We start from the raw sequence: 20,195 nt of genomic DNA, 5'->3' as shown, positions 1-20,195 counted from the left end.
AGTTCAGCATGAAAAGAGCCCCCACTGTGAACGCAGTGGGGGCTCTTTTTTGCCCGTCTGTTTAAAGCAAGCTGGCAACCAACTGGAAGGTCACCACCAGGTTACGGTTCGCCGCCAGCGGCACTTTGTCCAGCCCATGGCTGAAGGTCAGCCTAAAACTGGTCGTGCGGCCCAGGCTGGTGTTCATGCCCCAACCCACGCCGGTGAGGCGCTGCGTATCAGGCAGCAAAGACTGCGGTGGACGGAAAGGCTTGGCATAACCGTAGTCTGCAAAGAAAAAGCCCGTGGCCGCCACGTCCAGCGTGGAGATCTTGCCTGAGCCAATGGGATGGTGCAGTTCCAGATTCAGCGTGTAGCCCTGGTCGCCCGAATAGCTGCCAGCCTCGTAGCCACGCACACTGCCTTCACCGCCCAGGAAAAACTGCTCGCTCGGCACCAGGTTCTTTTCTTGCGACAACTGCGCCGAGAGGCTGCTGCGCAGCGATAGCTTGTTCTCGAAGTCTTGGGTGTAGCGCAAAAAGAAGCGGTCGATGTTGAAGTCCGCACTGCCACTCGCCGTTTTCGAGGCGCCCTGCGAATGCACATAACTGCCGCCCCACAAGCGCTTGTCGTCAGAGCCTTCCACTTCCACACCAAAGTTGCCATCGCGCGTTTTCGTCTGCAGCAAAAACACGCCGTCCAGGTAATTGCGGCTGTCGCGCCGCTTGGCACCCGCCGTCAGGTTCACCAAGAGGTTGTTGTCCACATAGACGGGTTGGCGCACCGTCAACATCTCCGCACGTGAACGCCCGGTGATGTGCAGGCTGGAGAGCGAGCCGTATTTGACGGAAGTGTCGTCGTCGTAATAGGCCAGATTCACGCGACCACCATGGGTGTTGAACGGCACACCGTAGTTGAACGCGTAGCTGTTTTGCCCGCCAGCGCCGGTGTACCCCAGCGACAGGTCATCGCGAAAACCCAACAAGCTGCGGTTGCGGTACGACAGCCCACCGCGCCAGTCGCCCGTGGCGTCGCTGCCCAGGTTGTCCACTGTCAATTGCAGTTGGTGCTGCGGCGGCTCGACCGCGTTGATCTGCACGTCGGTGGTGCCAAACTGGCTGCCCTTCTTGAGTTCAGCTGCAAGCTGTACATCGTTGGTACGGTTGAACCACACCAGCGACTGCTCGAACTGGTTCAAATCGACCAAGGCACCGGGCACTAGGCCGATGCGGTTGGCAATGAAGCTTTCGCGTGTGCTGGTGTTGTCCAGAATGCTCACCTGGCCCACACGCCCTTCCACCAGCCGCACCTGCACTACGCCGCCAGATACATCCTGCGGCGGAATGCTGGCCATGGCCGTCACCACGCCCTTGGCCTTGTACAAGGCGTTCACCTTGGCGGCCAGTTCCTGCAGTTCATTCAGGCTGACACGGCGACCACGGTAAGGGCTGGCAATCTCTTCCAGTTCAGCCACTGAAAGGATCTCAGAGCGCGTGAACCGAATCTCCCGCACCTCGAAGCTGATACTGCTGGCAGCGGCTGGCGGCGACGCTGCCGGCGCCTCTGGGCGTTGCAATGGATCGGGCGCTTGCGACGGTGTGCGCTCCATCTCGCGCCTGCGCCGCTCCTCGTCGAGTTGGCGTTGTTGTTGGGCGCCGGCCTCGGCCGCACGCGGAATCACAACAGGCTGTGCGGATACGACGGCGGGCGCCACCACTGCCAACCCGGCGGTCACCGTCAACAGCGGCTTCAAGAAATGCTTGGACATCATTGTTCTTCCAGAGAAACCGGGAATCCTGAGAAATTGACCAGCTTGGGCTTCTCGCCATCTTCGCCAGTACGTCTTGTGGTTGGGGCATCAAACGAGGCCCGATCGTCCTTGCGGGTATTACTGACGGTGGTCAACAGCATTTCGCTGGACTCGGCCACGCTGCGGTTTTGCCCCGTCGGCGTGATGGTGTCGAAGTTGGCCCCGCGATAGGTCACAAACGCATCGGTGAAAATGTGGTTGTCGTAGAAGCTGAAGGCGAACGGCGCCGCCACCGAATACAACTGCACATCCGCACCAGGCTGTGTGCTGCGGTCAATCTGATCGATTACCACGCGTGTGGACGGATTCTGGAACACCGCGTTCTCCGTCACCAAGGTGTTGGCGATGGTGAAGGTGCCCACCGGCACATTGACCGTGCCGGTGCGGATCTTCAGGGCATCCAAAGCAAACCCTCCTGGGTTGGAAAGCGTCAGGTCCAGCGTGTCGGCAATGCCGTTGTTAAACCCGGTGACCGAGCCCGTCACGGGCACCACACCACCGCCTCGCACACGCGCCTGGATCTGCTGACCCGCCAGCACCATGCTGCGTTGCACGGTAAGGTCATCCACCGTGATGCCCTGTGCTGCGCTGATGTTGGCAGACACTGCGCTGGCCGTGCCTACACGCACGCTGCCCGCCGTGGCAGCCAGGGTCAAGTCGCCGCCGACCGCAGCACTGGTCACACGCACACCGTCGCGGCCCGCAGCGCTGAAATTCGCCCCTACCGTTGCAGTACCCACTTGCACCTGGCCTTGGGGCGCGTTCAGTTGGCTGCTGGTCTGGGCTTGCAGCGTGTCCACAGTCAAATCACCTGCGCGGGCCAGTGCGTTTACTTGGCCCGCCGTGCTGGTCAAGCTTGTGGCTTTCACGCTCGTCGCAGCATCGATGTCGATGTTGCCCGACGCGCGCACCACACCCAGCGTCGTCGCGCCACCAGATTGCAGCGCAACAGCGCCGCCAGTACTAGCCAGGTTGTCACTGCTCAAGGTACCGGCAGACTGCAAGTTGATGTTGCCTGCAGCTTGCACGCTGGCCAAACGCATGGCTCCCGTCGTGGTGATGGCCGTCACGCTACCGGCGGCACTCTGCACGCTGCTGAGGTCCATGCCGTCCGCGCCAGAAAGCGCCACATTACCCTGCCCGGTGATGCGGTTGCCCGCCAGTTGGCCTGCGGCCGTGATATCCACCTGCCCACCAGCCTGCACCGTATCCACCGTGGTGGCCCCCTGCAACGCCAGGTTGACGTCTTGCTGCACCGTGGCCTGCAGGTTACGCGTCTGTATTTCCAGCGCATTGCCCGGGCCAATGCTGCCGCCAGCGGTGATGTTGACCTTGGCACCCGGTGCACTGTCGGCGCGCACATCAAGCCGGGTATCGCCCCCGTCGCGCACGTTGCCGCCGCTGATGATGGTCACCGCATCGGCAGTGCCGTTGCCCGAGACAATGCCAGTGATGGTGGCATCGCCCACGGTCTGGACGCGCACCGTACCGGCATTGGTTTGCAGGCTGGCACCGTCGGCCATGTTCAGCGTCAACGCGTCCACCGTGATACCTTGCGCCGCGCTGGCCAACACCGAGCCGGTGCTGGCAAACTGCACTGCGTTGCCTGCAGACAAGGCGATGTTGCCGGGCGCGCGCACCTCATCGCTGAGCTGCATATCGACCACGGCCGACAACTCCATGTCTCCGCCGCCTGTAATGTTGCCCAGGTTGAAGCTATAGCCCAGCGGGCCGTTGAGGTACACATCGCCACCAGCCAATGCGGTGATGGCACCGCCGGAACCAAAGCCCACACCCACGTTCAGCGCATCGGCCGACGAACCAAGGGCCTGGCCTGCGGTCAGCTCCACGTCGTCACCCAACACGTTGATCAGCGAGTCGTGGTTGGCGTTGGTGATACTGCCGGTGGCCGCGAGCTTGATGTCGTTGCGCGAGTACACCGTGTCCACCGCCATGTCGCCAGCCGCCACCAGGTCGACGTTGTCCGCGGCACGCGCCGTGAGCGCGGCGCCCGGCAGCAGGTTCAGCCGCAACGGGCTGCTCACCCCCGGCACGCCGGTGATGGTCGACGGCATATAGCCAATGCCGCCGTTGGCCGCTTCCAGCACCAGGTTGCCAGTGCGGATGGCCGGCGAACTGGTGGCGTAGTTGAGGATGGAGCCGCGCACCTTGATACGCGCCTCACCCGCCGTGTCGATGGTGCCCAGCAAGGCATCGCCCAGCGACGACAAGAACAGGTTGCCATTGTCGGTGCCGGCCACGGGTGTGGCCGTGACGGTGGCGTTGATGCTCTCGCTGGCGCCAAAGTTCAGCGGCTTGCGCGGCAGCACGGTGATGCTGGTGTCGGTGATCACCAGGTCGGAACGTTCGGCCGCGGCCAGCGCCACCTTCATGGCATCGGTCAGGCAGTTGGTACTCACGGCGCAATCCATGCCGACATTGGTGGGAATCACCAGCCCGGCCTGGGTCTCACCGATCGACTTGCCGGCGATGACGGTAACGTTGCGCCCTTGCACGTTAGCGTTCTTGATCACCGGGTTGGTGCTGGTCACTTCCTTCAGCAGACCCGCCGATATCGAGATGCCCAATTCACGCTCGGTCCACGACGACTTGGCCAGCAAGCCGCTCTTGCCGTCAGCGCCAAATTTGTCGATGTCGGTGGCCACGTAGCCATAGCTGCTGGAATAGCTGGAAGTCAAACCACCCACCGTGGCGTTGAGCTGATGGTATTGCGCGGTTCGGTCGGTCTCGAAGTCGGAGATTTTCTTGTCGGTCCACCCCTCGGCTTGCAAGGCCGTACGCTCCAGTGCCGTCACCTTGTATTGGTAATTCGGGTCGTACACCGCGCCGCCATCGGCCTGGCGGCTACGCGCATTCCAATAGCTGCGGTAGTCCTGGGTTTTGGCCAGCTCGAAAGCCCGCACCGTGTTGTCCTGGTTGTCCTTGTTGGCCTGGGTGTTGGCACGCAGCCCCATCGAATCCCAGTAGCTCAGCAACTGGTTCCAGGTGCGTGTGTCCACCTGCTCGGTGGCGTTGTTGTCGATCACGCTGCCCGGCGCCTTCACCCACACGTTGCCGCCCGTGGACACCACGGTATTGAGCAGCAAGTTACCTGCGCTGTTGCCGCTCCACTCGTTGGTGGCCTGCAGCGTGATGTCACCGGCCGCCGCAGCCGTCAGGCCGTAGAAGCCGCGCTGGGCCACGTTATCGGTGTAGCCCACGTTGAGCATCAGCGGAGAGGGGCTCGTGCCATTGGCTCCGCTGGAGCCGATGGCACCATTGTGTGAGGTCAGGTTGATCATGTTGCCCTGAATGCGCGACGCGGCATCAAAAGCCAACAGGTCGCGGTCTGCAGTCAACGTCACATGGCCCTTTTGATCCAGCGCATCACCCGTGGCCTTGACCGTGCCAACCTTCAGGTCGCCAATGGTCTGCTCCACCAGCACATTGCCGTTGCGCGCCTCGGCATTGAGCGCACCGCCCGTCACGTTGACCCCGACCGCCTTGGCCGTTTGGCCGGCCAGCGCACCGCCTACGCTGCCCGAGGCCTTGAGGTTGACGTTGGTGCCCGAGACCACCGCCGCGTCGCTCATCTGCACGATGGACTGGTTGGCCGACGTGGTGGTGCCCGCCGCATTCACCCCCGCATTGATGTTCGTGGTGCCCGCGCTGTTGCGGATGTTGCCGTTGAGCAGCACGCTGGCATTGCTGTTAATGTCCACCCCGCCGAGGTCGTAGCCGCTGAACTCGATCTTGATCGCGTTGTCGGCTTTGAGCGACTTGGTGGTGATGGACTTGCTGGCGATCACCTCGTCAAACGTCATGTGGTGCTTGCTGGCGATACACAGCGTCCACCAGTTGCAGTTGGACCATTCGTCGGTCTTGATCCAGTTCGACACGCCGGTCTGCTTGGTCACCGGGCCGGAGTCGGTGTACCCGGCGGTGTTGGACGTGTCCTTGGTCAGGTAGGTGCCATCACTCAGGCGGTAGGCGTTGAGCGTGATCAAGGCCGACTCGCTCACCACATTGCCCGAAGGCTTGGTCGCCAAAGACGATGAGCCAAACCACTGCGTGTTGGTGAACTCCCAGTACTTGATCTGCGAGTTGTCAGTGCCCGTGGTCCAGTTGTAGCGCAGCCCGGCCTGCGGATCGTAGGTGGTACTACGGTTGGTGCCGGCAATGGCCACGTCGTTCTTCGTGACCACACCGTTCTCGCGTTTGTAGACCGTGTGTTTGGTCACCACGTTGGTGCCGTTGATGCTCTGGATATCGGTGATGTCGATCACCCCGGCAATGCCCCGGCCCGTGCCCGTGGGGTCGGCGCCGGTGTCCAGGTTGTTGATCACCACCGCCAGCCCCGTGGGGTTGTTGACCGTGATCTGGCCATAACCGTCCAGCGCGCGCAAGATGCCGCCGCCCGAGCTGTTGGTGTTGAGAATCTGGCCGTAGACCTGGATGTTGCCGCCGCGCACCTGTGTGCCGTCGAGCGCGAAGCGGTTGTTGGTCGGGTCGTAGCTGGCACCAATGTTGCCGTAGTCCGCCACCAGTTGGTACAAGCCGCCCGTGGTGGCCGTGCGTGTGGCCCAACCGCTGGTGCCCATGTCTGCTTGCGCCCAGGCCATGTCAACCTCGATGCGCTTGGTGCGCACGTTGTAGGTCACGGTGCGGCCGGTGCTGGTGGTAATTTGCGGGTTGACCCACGTGGCTTGCACAGCGGGCAACGCGTTGTCAAAAGCCGACTGTGCCGCCAGCAGCGCACTCTCCGACACGCCAAAGAACGCGGCCGAACCTGTGAGCTTGGGCGCTGCCGGCAAGTCGATGGTCCAGTTGGCAATACCGCTTTGCACCAGGCTGTTGATGTTGAGGTAACGCGCACTCAGGAACACGCTGCCGTTGGAGATGATGCCGCCGCCCACGGCCGTGCCAAAGTCCTTGATCGATCCCGGGTCGCCGCCCACGTTGTAGAAGCCGTCCACATAGCTCTGCACAAAGTCGCCGTTGTCGGCCTTCAAGTCCACCGTGCCGCCGTTGACATTGGCCGACGAATAAATGCTGCCGGCCTTGCTGTGCACCGAGATCGAACCGCGCAGGTTGTTGATGTCGCCGTTGAGCTGAATGTCGGGCGACGGTGCCAGGATTTTGACGCCCGCCGCGTTCGGGTTGTAGTTGCTGTTGATGGTGATCGAAGGCACGGCCGCACCTTGCGTGTCGCGCGTGAGCAGCGTCAACCTCTCTGCGCCTGTGCCGGTACGGTTGAGCTTGTTGATGTCGGCCGCCGAATTGACCATGGCGCCGTTAAAGCGCACGGTGCCGCCGTCGTCGCTGGCCACGGTCAGCTTGTTCAGCACTAAAAAGTTTGGCGTGTTGTTGGTGATGTCAATGCTGGCATTACCCGGCGCCTTGAGCGAGCCCGTGCCCGTGAGCACATCGCCCTTGGTGCGGATGTTGCCCAACTTGACGGTGATGTCGTCCACGTGCACAAAGTCGGCAATCGGCCCGTTGGCGGCCACCGACGACAGCGTGGTCAACTGCGTGCTCAGCGTGTCCACCTGCGCCAGCGCACTGGTCCGGTCCAGCATCGCTTGCTTGAGCACCGAGTTGTTGGCCCCCGTGGGCGGCACATAACCCGTGGTGCTGTCCAGGAAGGCGTTTTGCTGCGTCGCGATGTTGCTCGCCGCCGTGTTGATGTTGGTGCGCGCGCTATCGCCGCTGGACAAGCTGGTCGTGATGGTGCCCACAATGGCCGCGTTGCCATTCGATCCATCGCTGAATGCGGTGGCCAGCGCGACCTGCGTGGTTTTGATGGTGTCGGTATTGGCCTTGAGCGTGGCCGCGTTGCTGCTGATGGTGGCATTGCGGTCGGCCACCGCCTTCACCAGGCTGTTGACCAGGGTGCTTTCGCTGTCGATGGTGCTCTGGCGCGTATTGATCTGCGACTGCAAGGCGGCGGTTTGCGTCGCATCGGTGCTGGTCTGGCGCTGCGCCGACAGCGTGGCAATCTCCTGCGTCAAGGTGTTGATCTGCGTCGTTTTGCTGGCGATGCTTTGCTGGTCAGTGCTGTTCAGCGTCTGCAGGCTGGCGATGTTGTTTTGCAGCGTGGTGTTCTGCGCCAGCAAACCATTGCTGCCATACACCGACAGGTATTGTGTGTTGTTGGTGTCCGGATTGGCCAGCGACAGCAATTTGGTTTTCACGTCGCTGTTGACCGTGGCCAGCGTCGACGCACTGCTGCCGATGGACGTGGCGCTGCCGCCGGTGGAGCCCACGGCGTCGGTCACCGTTTTGGCAATGGTGGTCGAGGTGCTGGTCGCCTGCTGCGCGTACACCACAATGTTCTGCTTGGCCGTCTGCAGGGGGCTGGGGTTGTTCCACTGGCCGGGGTTGAAGGCAGTGGGGTTGCCGTTGGCATCAAACGTGCCGCTGGCCAGGCCCAGTTCCACCAGCTTGAACATCAGGAAGTTGATTTCCGCCTGGTAGGCGCCCACCGCCGCTGCGTCGCCAGCGTATTCGGCCATCAGGCCACGCAGTTTGGTCAGCCGCTCCTGAATGCCAGTGGCCACACTCTGCGCCAAGTCCACGCTGATGTTGACGTTGTCGGTCTTGTCGACCTTCAGGCGCCACAGCACCCGTGCGGTGGCCACCACACGGTTTGCGGCCGAGACCACATTGCCATCGGCGTCCACGTACTGGCCGTTGCTGTTGGTGAGGTAGGTGTAGACCGTGACCGGCGTGGCCGTGTCGTTGCCGTTGGCATCGATGAACTGGATGCCCAAGTTCAGCGACGCATTTCGGTTGGTGCCGGTCAACACGTTGCCGTCCACATTCACCTTCGCCAGCCCGCTCACGCTGGTGCTGCCGCCGGTGATGTCAAACGACACATCGCCGCCGCCAAACAGGTTGCTGATACCGCTGGCCGCTGCCGCCAAGGCCTCGCGGTACAAGTCCTTGCCAATACCCTTGGCATAGGCGTTGACGCTGCCTTTTTCGGCATACAGCGCAATGTCGCTGGCGGCGTTCACATCGCTGCCGGTGGCCAGGTTGACCAAGGCGTTGTTGACGATGTTGGCCTGTGCATCGGGCGTGACGGTGATGGGGATGGCCGTCTTGTTCCACAGGTTGACGGTGGCCCGCGCGTCGATGTTGTTCACCGCGCCATCGGTGCCCTGGCCTGCGGCCAGCAGCACCGTGCCATCCTTGGCCGAGAGCGTGGCGTTGGCGCCCACGGTGGCCGTGTTCTGGCCGTTGTAGATGGCGTAGGCGGTGCCCGAAGGCGCGCCCGCCAGGCCGTAGACGTTGGCATTGGCGCGTGCGTCCATCACCACGTTGGCGCGTGCACCGGCGTTGATGGCGCCGCTGTCGGCCACCACCTTGGCGTTGTTGCCAAAGGCCACGGTCGCATCCGACTGGTCCACCGTCAGGGTGGAGACCGAGCGTGCAATCGAGATCAAACCGCCCGAGTCGAGCTTGGCCTTGTCTTGCAGCACGATGGTGTTGAGCGCATCCATGTTGAAGCTGCCATCGCTGGCACCCTCCAACACATGCACATCGGCGCTGTTGCCCACGCCGGCTGTGGTGCGCTGCGTCACGTGGGTGATGCTGGACGCCGCGGGTGCGTCGATCACACCACCCGAACCCGAATCGATGTTCCAGGTGGCGAGGTCGCCGTTAGGGGAGCCGAGCCACTGCTTGAGGCTGGTGTTGTTGGCGTCAATGTCGACCGCGCGCGCCCGCACGACGCCGCCGTCGCCAATGCCGGCGTTCACCGTGCTGTTGACACCGTTGACCGCATTGGCGCCGCTGGCCCCCACCACCGAGGCGTTGACGCTGTTCACGCTGGCGTTGAACTGTGTGGTGTGCGCGGCCTGGATGTTGAGTGCCGTCACGGCAATGGCGTGGCTGGCATCGCCCGCGCCGGTCGTCGCCTGGGTGTCGCTGATGCTGCTGGTGCTGGCCAGCGCAGCCGCACCCGAGATGATGCCGCCGCTGCCCGAGATGGCGTTGGCGGCGTTGGTGTCGGTGCCGTTGGCCGTCACGCTGAGCGAGGCCGTCACGGTCGCCGGCTGCGTGGTCGGCGCCTGCACACTCACGTTGTTGCCCAGCACGGCATGGGTCACGCTGTTGGAACTCGCCGCGGCCTTGTTGAAACCCGCCGCCACGATACCGCCCGACAAGCCAAAGGCTTCTGCGTCTTGCGCGGTGTTGTTGGTGGCATTGACCAGGGCCGCACCGCTCAGCGTCAAGCTGCTGTTGTCGCCCACCGAGGCGTTGACACGCGAATCGTGGCTGGCCGTGGCCTGGGTGGCGTTGATGCCGGCGAACAAAGCACCCGAGGCGCCGGTGGCGTCGGCCGAAATATTCGGCCCGCTGCCGGCCAGCAGTTGCTGCGCCTGCACCGTAAAGTTGCGGCCGGTCACTTGGCTGTTGGCGCCCAGGTAGGCATTCACACGCGAGGTGCCTTCGGCCACCGCTTTGGACAGCCCCGCCGAGGCCGTGAGGCTCAGGCTCACGCCCAGCGCATCGGCGTCGGCCCGGGTATGGCCGGTGGCGCGGATGGTGGCGTCCTCGGTCAGCTTCATCGCCCCACCGCTGACAAAGGCGTTGACCGTGGGCGTGGCTTTGGCCGTGGCCACGGCGCCGCTGGCGGCCAGCCCCAAGCCACCCGACAAGGCCGTGGCATTGCTGCTGGCGCTCACATCGGCATCGGCCAGCACATTGAGCGCGCGCACCTGTTCACCTGTGCCGGTACCCATGGCCACGCCGGTGCCGATGGACGCGGTGGTGCTGCCCGTGGCCTGGGTTTGCGCGATCGACGCGCCTGCGGCCACGGCGCCCACGCTGGCGCCGGCCGTGGTGGCGTGCAACGCACGCTGGTCGGCGGCCTGTACCGTCACTTCGTCGGCCTTGTGTACCCGCACGTTGTTGCCCAGGCTTGCCACGGTGTTGCTGCGGTCCGCCAGGCTGGCGTAAGCCGCGTTCACCGCCACAATGCCCCCCGCGCCGGCAAAGCCCAAGGCGTTGGCGTTTTCGGTCATGGCGGCGTTGACGCGCAAGTCGCCGGTCGACGTGACTTTGGCCACGGTGATGTCGGCTCCATTGCCAATGGTGGCTTGGTTGTTGAGCTTGATGTCGGCCAGGGCCACACCCACGCCTAACCCCACCAACCCACCGGCGACCGCGCCGGCCTTGGCATCAAAGTCGAGCTTGCCGCGCGCGTTGACACCCAAGTCGCGGCCCGCGCCAATGACAGCATTGCTGCCGATGCTGGCGTTGTTGCCGGCCGATTGTGTCGAGGTGAAGGAGCGGCTCACGCTGACGGCCGAGCGCTTGGCCTGCGCTTGCGCTGAAATATCGCGCGCCCGCGCGTCGCTGGAGCCACTCAGCATATTGCCCACCGTGCCGTCACTGGCCTGGCTGTCGGCCTGGTTGCCGATGCTGCCCTTGTCGGTGGAGAGCTGGCTTTGAGAATCCGCGCCCAGGCTGTCGCCCACCGAATAGGCCGACACGCCACCGGCCATGCCCACCACACCACCGGCCGCGCTGACCACGGTGGTGCTGAAGCTTTCTTTACCCAAAGCATTGACCGCAACGTCGCGCTGCGCGTTGACGTGTGCGCCCGAGCCGATCGAGGCATTGGTGTTGTTCTTGACGATGCCCACGTCCACACCGCCCGCCAGGGCAGCGGCACCACCGGCCAACGAGCCCGCAATGACCTGCGAGGTGAACACATTGCGCGCCGTGACGTTGACGTCCTGCGCCGCATCGGCCCCCGTGTTGCTGGTGTTGATGTTGGCGTTGTCGCCGATGGAGGCCAGCGTGTTCGACTTGACGACTTCGGTTGCCACCGCGCCCGACACCCCGGCGTACAAACCTGCCGCCGCAGCGGCAGACACCGAGAACAAATCCTCGCTCGACGTGGCCTGCACCTGCAGCCCCTTGCCGCTGCCGGTGGCGTCCACCGTGGCGCCGGTATAGGCGGCCATGCTGGCCGCGCCGCTGGCGCCCACGGCATTCACCGTGGCGCCGTTGCCGATATTGGCTTGGGTGTCCTTGGTGATGGTGGTCACGCCCACGGCCACGCCCAAACCGGCCGCGCCCAGGCCTGCGGCGGCCGCACCGGCCACCATGTCGCTGCTGGTGTCGTCGCTGGCGTTGAGGCGCACGTTGCCGCCTGCATCCACACGCGTCGTGCCACCGACGATTTGCGCTTTCGTGGTGTCATTGATCGACACAACCGAAACTGAACCCGCAATCGCTACCGTGCCGGCCAAGGCCATGCCGATGCCCATGTCGAGCACCTGCTCCTGGCCGCGCGCCAGCACTTCCACATCGCGTGCGGCGGCCAACTGCGTGTTGGCATCCACTTGCGCCAAGGTGTTGTTGTTCGCCACAAACACATCCGCGCCTGCACCGGCGCCAAACGCGCCGCCCCCGGCCGCAGCACCCGCCAGTCCCAGATGGAACTGCTGGTTGCCCGCCGCCACACGCACCGATTGCGCGCCGTTGGCCGCCCCCAGTGTCGTGTCCTGGTTGATCAACGCGGCTTGGCCGATGGTGGCCTGCGTATCGGTCGTCAAGGTGAGCACATTCGCGCCCAGCATCACCGACGCAGCCCCCGCCACCCCGCCAGTGATGGCAAAGGACTTGATACTGTCGCTGTTGGTGGCGGTGACGACCAGCCCGTTGACCGTGCTGGTCTGGCGCGTGGCATTGCGCTGCTTCACCAGCGATTGGAAAGCGCTGCGCCCGGTGATGGCATTGCCAGACGCATCGGTCGGCGAGAAGCCGGTGTTGGTCACACGCCCATCGCCAGTGATGTTGCCGCCATAACTGATGTTGTAGCCGCCGTTGGCCGCCGTCACACCGGCGCCTTGGCCCAGCGCCGTGACCTTGCTGCGGTCACCAATGGCGCCATAGGTCGTCTTGTCGAGCACCAACACACCGGCTGCCGCGCCAATCGCGGCCGAGCCGCCGGCCGCAGCGCTGCCGGTGATGAAGTCCACCGTGGTCGTGCCGTCCGCCGCCACCAGTGCACTGCCCTTGGTGCGCAACGTGGCGTCATCGCCCACCAGGGCCGTGGTGTCGGTGGTGAGCGAATACACGCCCACCGAGCCCGCTAAACCGGCCGAGCCGCCCACGCCAAAACCCAAGCTGGTAACGCGGAAGTCCTCGGTCGATGTGGCTTGCACCGTCACGTTGTTGGCAGCATCCACCCATGCGCCGTCGCCGATGGTGGCGTGGGTGTTTTTACTGATCACGCCCACATCACCCGCCGCACCACCGCCCACGCTGCCGCCACCGCCCGCGCCAGCGGCCACATCGAACAAGGTGGTGGTGTCGGTAGCGCTGAGCGCCACGCTCTGGTTGGCCAGCGCCTGGTTCTTGTTGAGCTTGGCACGTTGGCCAATCTCGGCGGTGGTGCTGGTGTCCAGCACATTCACCAAAGCCGCGCCGCCCACGGCCACCGAGCCCGACCCCGCCGCGCCGATGGCGAAGGTGGTCAGGTCTTCGGACGCTGCTGCCGTCAAACTGGCGGCACGCGCCACGTTGGCCGTCACGTCGTTGCCCAGCTTGGCCTGGGTCTGGTTCTCGATGGTGTTGACCGCCGCCGCCACACCCACGCCAACCGAGCCCCCCACTGCCACGCCGCTGGCAATGTTCAGCGCCTGCAACTGGTTGCCGGCCGCCAGGCTCAGGTTGCCTGAAGTGTTGAGCACGGTGGTGGTCGAATCGGCCACCAGCGCACGCGCCTGGTTCTGCATGGTCAGCACATTGGCCACACCGCTTACACCCACGTTGCCGCCCACGCCGCCGCTAAAGCCGATCAGCGTCACATCCTGCGTGTTGGCCGCCGCCAGCGCAATGCTGCCCGACTGGGTCACCGTGGTGCCACTGTCGATGTGCGCGGTGGTGTTGTTGGTGCTGGCCGCCGTGGCGCTGGACACGCCCACGCCCACCTTGCCGCCCACCGAGACCGCCGCCGCCATCGACGTGGCGGTGGTGTCGTTCGCACTGTTGAGCCCCAACGCCCCGGTGGTGCTGATGGTGCTGCCCGCGCCAATCGCGGTCTCGGTCTGGTCCTTGAACACGCTGACGGCAAACGCGCCGGCCACGGCCGCGCTGTTGCCCGCCGCGCCCGACACCGCCTCGGTGTAGTAGTTGGCGCCGCCCAGCAACGCGCCGTGCGTCAACTGGTCGGGAATGGTCTTCACGTCGTCGATGTTGTTGACGGTAAGCGAGAAGCTGCCCGGCAGCACCTTACGGTTTTCGGCGCTCAGGCTCAGGCTGCTGGCGGTGATGTGGCTGCCACTGCCCACCGTCGCCTTGTATTGGTTGTTGGAGACGATGGTGGCCACCGAGGCGCCCACGCCCACGTTGCCACCCACCGCGCCGGCCCAGGCTTTGGCGCCGAGCATGCTGGTGTTGATGGCGTTGACCTCGATGTCGCCCGCTTGCGTCACACGCGTGTTGGCGCCCAATGTGGCGGAACTTTGTGTGTTGGACACGGCCACGGCAAACGCACCCGCCACGCCCACCTTGTTGCCACCGGCACCCGCTATGCCTTCAGCCGCCAGCTTGTTGGCAAAGGCGGCATCGCGGTTCTGGCTCGACTCGGCTTGCACGGTGATGTCACCGGCCTGCGTGACCTGGGTGTTGTCTGCCAGGCTGGCCGTGGTGGTGTTGTTGGCGATGGCAATGCCCACGCCCACAGCCACGCCGACCTTGGTGTTGGGGTCGACCGCATCGCCCGCGCCGCGTGCGCTGAAGTTGCTGGTGTTGGTGGCACTGACTTGCATGGCGTCGGCTGACGAGATGCTGCGCCCGCCAGTGACGTTGGCCGACACGTCGTCGTTCAACACCGTCACGCCCACAGCCGCCGCCACGGCGACCTTGCCGCCGCCCTGCGTGCCTTGGTTGGTTTCGCTGTTCTGGTTGTCTTTCAGCGCCTTGGTGCTGGAGGCGCTGTCGGCCTGGGTCTTGTTCTGGTTGTAGCTGTCCTCGGATTGCGAGCCGCCGGCGCTGGCCGTGGCATCCGACGTGAAAGACCGGTTTGCACTGGCGGCGATGGTCAGCGCGCCATTGGCGGCCAGGTTGCGGTCCAGCGTGGCGCTGGTGCTGCTGTGGCTGACGATGGTGCCCACCGAGGCGCCAATGGCCACAGTGCCCGACTTGGCCACGCCCTTGGCGGTGGCGGTGTGTGTGCCGCTGTTGGTGGCGGCCAGCGCCACATCTCCGCTGGTTTGGATGGCGCCGCCCGAGGCGATGTTCGCTTTGGTGGTTTGGTTCAAGGTGGTCACGGCCACCGCCGCATCAAACGCCAGCTTGCCGCCGCTGGCGCCGGCCGTGGCTTGCGCCTCGCTGTCGCCTTGCGAGGTGGCGTTCAACGTCAGGTCGCGCGCCTGGGTCACCGTCGCGTTTTGGCCCACCTGCGCAAGCGATGTTGCGTCGATCAAGTTCAGCGCCACCGAGACCCCCACACCGACCTTGCCACCCGAGGCGCCGCCATTGGTGACAGGCGTCGCCTTGGCGATCACATTCGCCGTGTCCACGGCGCCCAGTGCCACGTCGCCCCCTTGGGCATTGACCGTGGCACCGCTGCCGATCTGTGCGCTGCTCGACGTGCTGGCCAGGTTCAGCGCCAGCGATGCGGCAATGCCGACCTTGCTGCCGCCGGCGCCCGACTTGGCTTCCGCTTGGACCGTATGGGTTTGATCACCCGCCTGGTCCGTCATGTCAGCCTGCAGCGTCACACCCGTGGCGCTCACGTTGGCGTTCTGGCCAATACGGGCGGACGCGGCTGAATCCACCTTGTTGACCGACACCGCCGCGCCAATGCCCACCTGGGCCATCTTGCCCACGGCCTCGGCATCGGTCGTGGCCGAGCCATCGGTATTGCCGCTGGCGGCCACCTTCAACGCGCCCGTGGTGCTGACGGTGCGGCCCGTGCCCACGCTGGCCGAGGCATTCGCGTCGACCACGTTCACCGCCACGGCAGCTGCCACCGACACCTTGCCCTCGCTTGACGAAGCCGACGGTTTGCCGCTGGCAGAGCTGCTGGTGGCCGATTTTTGCTGGCTGTCGCCCACGTTGTTCTTGGCCTGCTGTTGCTGGCCAAAGCTGGTCTGGTTGTTGACCTTGTCGTCTACCGTGGCGTCTTCGGTCTTCTTGCCGTTGGCGTCGGTCTTGCCGGCCTGGTCGTCGTCCTTGCCACCCTTGCTGCTGGCGCTGGCCGTGGTGGTGTTGGCCGATGCGGCACTGGCGATAAAGCTCACGTCGCCCGTGGCGCTGGTGATGTCGCGGTCGGTGGTGGCGGTGGTCACGTCGTTGACCAGCGCAATGCCCACGGCTGCGCCTATCGCCGCTTTCTCGCCTTGCGCGCTACCCTTGGCGCTGGTGGTGGAGCTGGTGACCTGCGTGGCGCTGAGCGACACACCGCCCGCTTGGTGCAAAGCCGCGCCGCTACCCAACCGCGCGGTGGTGCTGTTGTTGACGATGGCCAGGGCCACGGCTGGGGTGATGGCGACACCGCCCTCGGCACCAGCTTCGGCTTCTGTCTTGACGCTGTGCGTGCCCGTGGCAGCCAACGCCACGTTGCCCGGCGCGTTGACTTGCGCCGTGTCTTCCACCTGCGCCGTGCTGCGGTTGGCCACAATGTTGAGCGCCACCGAGGCCCCAATGCCCACCTTGCCACCACTGGTGGTGCCACCAGCCGATGGCACGGCCTTGGCCGTGGTGTCGCTGGTGTTCACGGCGGCTAGATCTACGCCGCCACTGTTGGCGTTGACCACTGCACCGCTCTTGATGGCGGCGGTGCTGTCGTTGTCCAACAAGTTCAGCGCCAATGCGCCGGCAATGCCGACGCTGGTACCACCCGCGCCGGCGCTGGCCTCGGCCACGGCGGTGTTGACCAGGTCGCTACCGTCGCCCTTGACGTCGGTCATCAAAGCTTCCAGCGCAAGGCCCTTGCTGCTCACGCTGGCGTTTTGGCCAATGCTGGCCTCATTGACCGACTTGACCAGATTGACCGCTACCGCGGCACCAATACCCACTTTGTTGTTGCTGCCGGTCACCGTGCCGTCTGCAGCGGCCTGAGGCAGCGCACTGCCGTCGGCGATCACAGAGCTGTCGGTGTTGTTGGAGGCGCTCAGCGTGAGCTTGCCGGCGGCGGTCACGCTGCCGCTATCGGGCACATAGGCCTTCACGGTCGAGTTCTGCACGTTAACGCCCACGGCGGCGGCCACCGACACCTTTCCTTCGCTGGTGCTGGCCGAGCCCTTGCCGTTTTTCTGGTCGTCCACAGCGGTAGACGTGGCGCTCTTTTGGTCCGCGTCACCGACGTTGTTGCTCGCCTGCGACTTCTTGCCGAAGTCGAGTTGCTTGCCCACCTTGTCGTCCACGCTGGCGTCGTCTTTGCTGCCCGCGTCGCTGTCCTTGCTGCCGCCGCTGGCGCTGGCTGTGGCGGTCACCGCGCTGGCCGATGCGCCCTCGGCCGAGAACGTGACCTGGCCCTTGCCGGCACCGCCCGCTCCCGTGGCGTTGATGGCGCGCGCGGTGGTGGCTTCAACCACGTCGTCGACCAGAGCCACACCCACGGCCGCCCCAATGGCCGCCTTGCCACCCACGGCGCTGCCCTTGGTTGAGATGGTGTTGGTGGAAGTCTGCTGCGCGCCGACCACCATGTCGCCACGCGTGACCAAGGTGGTGCCGGTGCCCAAGCGTGCGCTGGTGCGGTTGTTGACCAGCGCCAACGCCACGGAGGGCGTCAACGACACACCGCCCTCCGATCCGGCTTCGGACTCGGTGCTGGTGTCGTGCGTGCCTTGCGCCGTCAGCCGCAGGTCGTTGGCATTGCTCAGTTGCGCGCCATTGGCCAATTCGGCCGTGGTGCGTGTGCCAACCACGTTGACCGCCACCGACGCACCGATGCCCACCTTGTCGCCCGTCACCGGGCCGCCGGGTTTGGCGCTGGCATTCGATGCGGTGTTGTTCGTTGCCACCAAGGCCACATTGCCCGACCCACCAGCCAGCGTCACCACGGCAGCGCTGCCCAGCGCGGCGCCGGTAGCGCTGTCCACGGCGTTGACGGCCAGCGAGCCGGCAATGCCCACATTGCTGGCGCCCGCACCTGAGACGGCCTTGGTGTCAAAACTGCTGGTGGCCGCGCTGGGGGCCATCACCGCCATGGCCGACACACTGCCCGCCGTCAGCGCCTGGTTGACCAGCGCCTGGTTACTGGTCTTGCCCAGGTTGATGGCCACGGCTGCGGCCACACCCGTGGTGCCGCCCACCGCGCTGGCATCGGCGCTGATGCTAGCGTTGTTGCTGGATTGGCTGCCCAGTGTGACGGCGCCCGTCACCTGCGCCGCGGTGGAAGACGCCAGCGTGGCCGAGGTGCTGCTCTGCAAATCGTTGACCACCACCGCACCGGCTACCTTCACGCCGTCACCTGCACTACCGCTGTCGGCAGTCTTGGCGTTGTCTTTGTACTCGTCGAGTATCTGGCTGCTCTTGCTGCTGCCGCTGCTGTCTTCCTTGGCACCTTGGGCCGCCGCCTTGGCCGTGGCCAACACGGTGTTGGTCGAAGTGGCGTCCAGCGTCAGCGCGCCGGCCACGATCTGCGCCGCGCCATCCACGCTCACGCTGGTGCTGGTGCGCAGCTTGCTGACCGCCACCGAGGCACCTGCTGCGGTGCTGCCCGCCGCTGAAGCATCGGCAATCGAAGTGCTGTTGACCGTGTTCTGCGCTTGCAGGCCCAGGGTCCCGGTCACGTTGAGCGAGGCCGTATCGGTGATGCGCACACTGGCGTTGCTGGTCACGTCAGACACTGCGACCGAGGCATCCCCCGCGTGGTTGGCCAAGGCCGTGCTGGGCCGCGCATCGGTGGTGACCGTGGAACTGGCCGCCAAGTTGGCATTGCCCGTGGCCTGCACGGACGAACTGCCGCTCACCGTCACACTGGCTTGCGACGACACACGCTGCACCGACAAAGGCACTGGGGAGATCGCGTTGGTCGAGGTGTTGACCTGGGCCGTGGCCGTGATCGACACGTCACCGCTGGCCTGCAACCGGCTGGACTGCACGTTGACACTGGCCAAGGCCTCGGCCGGGTTGATGCCGTTGGACACCAGCAGCGATGAATCGGTGCGCGAGGCATTGGCCGTCAGCGTGATGTTGCGCGCCTCGATGCGCGCGCCGTCCAGCGTGATCTGCGCCGGGCCATCGGTGTGGGAGGAGGTCACGGCCACATCGTTGTCGGCCTCGATCAGGATGCTGCCGCCCTTGATCACCACCTGGCTGCCACTGGCCAGGCCGTTGGCATTGACCACATCAGAAAAATCTGGCGCCGTGCCGACAAAACGCGCGCCGCTGTAGATGGAGCCGCTGACGTTGACCGCACCCGCGCTCAAGGTCACGCCGTTGATGGCGTTGATGCGCCCCTGAATGGTGACCACACCGGCAGCATTGCGCGGCGCCGTGCCATTGAGCAACTGGTTGACTGCGCCCAGATCAGGATTGTTCGGGCTGGTGAAAAAGCTGTCGACGAACCCTGTGGTGGGCGTGGCGACCGTCAGCGCCCCCACGTTCAGCACGCCACTGGTGCCCACCACCATGCCGTAGGGGTTGGCAAACCACACGTTGCCGCCGACCTGCCCACCCTTGATGGCGTTAACCGTGCCGAAGATGTCGCTGCGCGCATCGCGCACCAGGTTGAACAGATTGTCCGTCCCGGTGGGCAGATACAGGTTGGCCGTCACGCCCGTGCCAACGTTGAACGTCTTGAACGAGTTAAACGCGTTGAGGCCATTGACGGTGGTGGTGTTCACACTCACCGTGTTGCCCACCGTGCCAATGGTGGTCTGGGTGCGCCCGTCGATCACAATGCCATCCGCAGGCCCGGCCATCGCCGGCGGCATGAAGGCCAGCCCCAAATTCAACGCCAGTAACGAAGCGGTGCTGCGTCGAACGGTGGACGATTTCCCTCGCCCTTTGGCTGTTTCTGCCACCGCCACCCACAAACGAAGCGTTTCGCTCCAAACCAGACGATAAACACGGTTCATGGAGGCGTGGCGGTCCATAGATATCCCCTCGGACAACGCTTGCACAGCGCTGCTCTCGAAATGTAATTAAATTAAGAAATATGAAAGTTATTAAAACTTTTGTATCCCCGAGCTTAGTCTGAGAGGAACGTATTTGCTATCTGTTTGTTTCATAAACAAAACAGTTTGCATACATAAGTTGATGGAACACCACTAGCCATTGGGGTGTCTACGCCGTTTTGGTGAACGAACGCTTAAAACACGCTGAAATCCGCCAAAGGATTTAGTGTGAATTTGATTTGCCTGACGTCGTTTCCCCGTAATGCCAAAGAAGGCACTTCCCGGTGTGTAGAGCTATGCGCGGAATCCAG

2 protein-coding genes are annotated in these 20,195 nt (G+C 64.5%); both read right to left on the bottom strand.

Annotation, left to right across the window (positions count from 1 at the left end):
* Positions 1-61: 61 nt before the first annotated feature.
* The gene (locus ACPWMG_RS11090; protein ID WP_483304695.1) at positions 62-1,747 is read right to left on the bottom strand and encodes a ShlB/FhaC/HecB family hemolysin secretion/activation protein; all 1,686 of its coding nucleotides are present in this window, start codon (positions 1,745-1,747) and stop codon (positions 62-64) included.
* The gene (locus ACPWMG_RS11085) at positions 1,747-19,845 is read right to left on the bottom strand and encodes a leukotoxin LktA family filamentous adhesin (RefSeq protein WP_483304694.1); all 18,099 of its coding nucleotides are present in this window, start codon (positions 19,843-19,845) and stop codon (positions 1,747-1,749) included. The genes ACPWMG_RS11090 and ACPWMG_RS11085 overlap by 1 nt, the downstream gene beginning before the upstream one ends.
* Positions 19,846-20,195: the final 350 nt, after the last annotated feature.

Source organism: Hydrophilobacter chitinilyticus (assembly GCF_049860745.1).
Lineage (GTDB): Bacteria > Pseudomonadota > Gammaproteobacteria > Burkholderiales > Burkholderiaceae_C > Rhodoferax_B.
This window is presented reverse-complemented; position numbering and strand designations above follow the sequence as displayed.

What these genes read in the sequence shown, in the direction of transcription:
- ACPWMG_RS11090 (WP_483304695.1), bottom strand. Translation starts at nt 1,747, where the DNA reads ATGTCCAAGCATTTCTTGAAGCCGCTGTTGACGGTGACCGCCGGGTTG.
- ACPWMG_RS11085 (WP_483304694.1), bottom strand. Translation starts at nt 19,845, where the DNA reads ATGAACCGTGTTTATCGTCTGGTTTGGAGCGAAACGCTTCGTTTGTGG.